Raw genomic sequence first — 2,322 nt, 5'->3', positions numbered from 1 at the left:
ACTTGACGGGGGTAAGATCATGTTATTATGTTGCATTTGAAACGCCTCAGCGTTTAGATCTGAGGCGTTCTTTTCTTTAATCATATATATTTTGGTAACAGTTACTCTCGTTGAGTAACCCCTTTTTATTAACCTTATTAATAAATTTTTAAATATGTAATCATTCTTCATTATTTTGAGAAGAGAAATACTCCTTCAATGCACTTTCTACAACTTCAACCATTTTCTTATCATGTTGAGCTGCAAACATCTTTAATTTCTTATGTAAATCTGAGTCTAATTCAAATGTGGCTTTTGTCTTTTTTGCTTTTTTTACAGGTTCCTGTATTCCTGTATTTACAGAAAGTTTTTCTAAAACTTCTTCTTTTTTCTTTAACCCTTTTGCTGTGTTTTCCTCCTGGCCAAGTAGGCCAGAAAATTTATTTTTCTTGGACACGTTCCACCAACTCCTGTACAAAATCATTGTATTCTTGTAAAGCTTGGCGATCGGCTTTCGTTTTATCAGTAATACCCGTTATGGCCAATTCCTTTAAGCGCGATTTTCGCTTAATTACACTTTCAAACACGATATCCTCATAATCAGTTCTCACTCTTTCTAAAATAGATTGGTCCAGAGAGGAACGGGAATTTAAAAGAACGGATAAAATGCCAGCCAGTTTTAAATTCGGATTATATTTCTTTTGGACAACTTGGCATGTTTCTAAATAATCTTCAAGGGCATAATACGCAAACGGTTCGGTTTGCAGCATGGTTACGGTATAGTCACTTGCCGTTAGACCTATTAAGGTCTGCTCTGAAAGCGCTGGAGGCAAATCGAGCAGGATATAATCATAATAGGACCTTACTGGATGTAATATATCAGCTAATACATGCAGCCGTTTATCGCTATTTATATCTAGAACAGTTGAAATCTGTGAAATATCGTCATTGGCCGGTATTAAATGCAGTTTTTCTGATAATACAGTTATACAGTTTTCTGTATTTCTGTATTTTATTGCTTCATAAACTGTATTTTCAAAGGTATTCTTGTTTTGGCCAGATAGCATTCTTGTTAAATTACCTTGGCCGTCTAGGTCTACAACTAGAACTCGTTTGGTTTTGGCCAATAAAAATGCTGTAATGCCTGTAGTTGTTGTCTTGCCGACGCCCCCTTTTTGAAGGCCGAAAGAAACGATGACTGTCATTGGATCTCTCCTTTACAGCAAACTGTATTTATGTAAATACAGTTTATTATTTTTAACATGTGTTGAGAACTAGTTATTAAAAGAATAAATAGAATTTTGTTACATCGAAAAAGCTCTAGACCGAGACCTAGAGCTTTTTAGTCGCTTTCTAGTAGGGTTATTGGTTATTACATTCTAAAAAGTTTCTTTAAGGGCTGTATTATTGAATATAGCCTACATTAGTATTGTTTGGGGTATAGATAATAATATATGGATATTACCAATTATATGAATTATACTCAATCCAAAGGAGTGGAATTTTCTGATGAGTGAACAAAATGCAGATACAAATAATCAAATAGCAGAAAAATTTCCTTCAGCGGAACTTTTACTTAGCGTTATACAAAAAGAATATGATTATGAATTAGCAAGAAAAACTGCTTTTGAAACGAGAGCAGGAATCTTACTGGCCTTTGTTACGGCTATTTTACCTATTCTTATATCTTATATTAAAATATCTGACTTAAAAAAAATAAAAATTACTCACGTGACAGAAGCGACTTGGTATATCATCTATTTAATTTTTGTAATAATTGCGATGTGTGCTTTGATTACAGCATTTATTTTTTTATTGAAAGTATTTATGGCGGATAAATATATGAGAATGACTACTAAGGAATTTAATCAAACTTATGGGAAATATCCAAAGGATTACATTGCTATATCACTGACGGAACAATACCGGGATATTGTTCAATATAATCGCGAAAAAAATAATATCAAAGCAAAGGACTATAAGCTAGGGACCTCTGTAAGCTTAATTGGAGTTATACTAATAATTTTGGTTTATATAATATCTTTAAATTTATAGGAGATGATGAACATGGCGGATAAATCACTGGAGGATTATTTAAAAAATATAACTGATCAAGAGAAAGAAAATACTTCTCAGAATGAAATTCCTAAATTTCAAAGTGAGTTAGTTATGGAACAAGAACTTCCGAAATTTGGTTTTGAATTTGAATATTTCGAGAAAAAAAAGAAGGTAAAAGATAAATAATATATTTCATACTTAATGAGAGTGAAGAACTCCAAGAAAATAATGGTTAGCAATCTTAATTCGAATACAACATAAAGGGTTGATCTTACCCCCGTCAAG

At 32.4% G+C, this 2,322-nt stretch carries 4 protein-coding genes; 2 read left to right on the top strand and 2 right to left on the bottom strand.

What is annotated here, in order from left to right; genetic code table 11:
• Positions 1–160 precede the first annotated feature (160 nt).
• Together VQ00_RS17540 and VQ00_RS17535 are read right to left on the bottom strand one after the other, a co-directional pair.
• Positions 161–436, bottom strand: coding sequence for a hypothetical protein (locus VQ00_RS17540; protein ID WP_046181424.1), 276 nt, complete (start codon positions 434–436; stop codon positions 161–163).
• Positions 420–1,184 carry a ParA family protein gene (locus VQ00_RS17535; RefSeq protein WP_046181423.1) on the bottom strand — a complete coding sequence of 255 codons (765 nt, stop codon included), beginning with the start codon at positions 1,182–1,184 and terminating at the stop codon, positions 420–422. Before VQ00_RS17535 ends, VQ00_RS17540 begins: the two co-directional genes overlap by 17 nt.
• A 304-nt stretch (positions 1,185–1,488) precedes the next feature.
• Between VQ00_RS17535 and VQ00_RS17530 the strand changes: the two genes are divergently transcribed.
• Both VQ00_RS17530 and VQ00_RS18745 read left to right on the top strand, forming a co-directional pair.
• The gene (locus tag VQ00_RS17530; RefSeq protein WP_046181422.1) at positions 1,489–2,034 is read left to right on the top strand and encodes a hypothetical protein; all 546 of its coding nucleotides are present in this window, start codon (positions 1,489–1,491) and stop codon (positions 2,032–2,034) included.
• A 12-nt stretch (positions 2,035–2,046) separates the two neighbouring features.
• Complete coding sequence (locus VQ00_RS18745; protein WP_156154120.1) at positions 2,047–2,223, top strand: hypothetical protein; 177 nt, start codon at positions 2,047–2,049, stop codon at positions 2,221–2,223.
• Positions 2,224–2,322 lie beyond the last annotated feature (99 nt).

Source organism: Domibacillus tundrae (assembly GCF_000970675.1).
GTDB classification, from domain to species: Bacteria; Bacillota; Bacilli; order Bacillales; family Domibacillaceae; genus Domibacillus; species Domibacillus tundrae.
This window is presented reverse-complemented; position numbering and strand designations above follow the sequence as displayed.

Bases quoted from the DNA above. Each gene is read 5' to 3' on its own strand.
- VQ00_RS17535 (WP_046181423.1), bottom strand. From the start codon at position 1,184: ATGACAGTCATCGTTTCTTTCGGCCTTCAAAAAGGGGGCGTCGGCAAG.
- VQ00_RS17530 (WP_046181422.1), top strand. From the start codon at position 1,489: ATGAGTGAACAAAATGCAGATACAAATAATCAAATAGCAGAAAAATTT.
- VQ00_RS18745 (WP_156154120.1), top strand. From the start codon at position 2,047: ATGGCGGATAAATCACTGGAGGATTATTTAAAAAATATAACTGATCAA.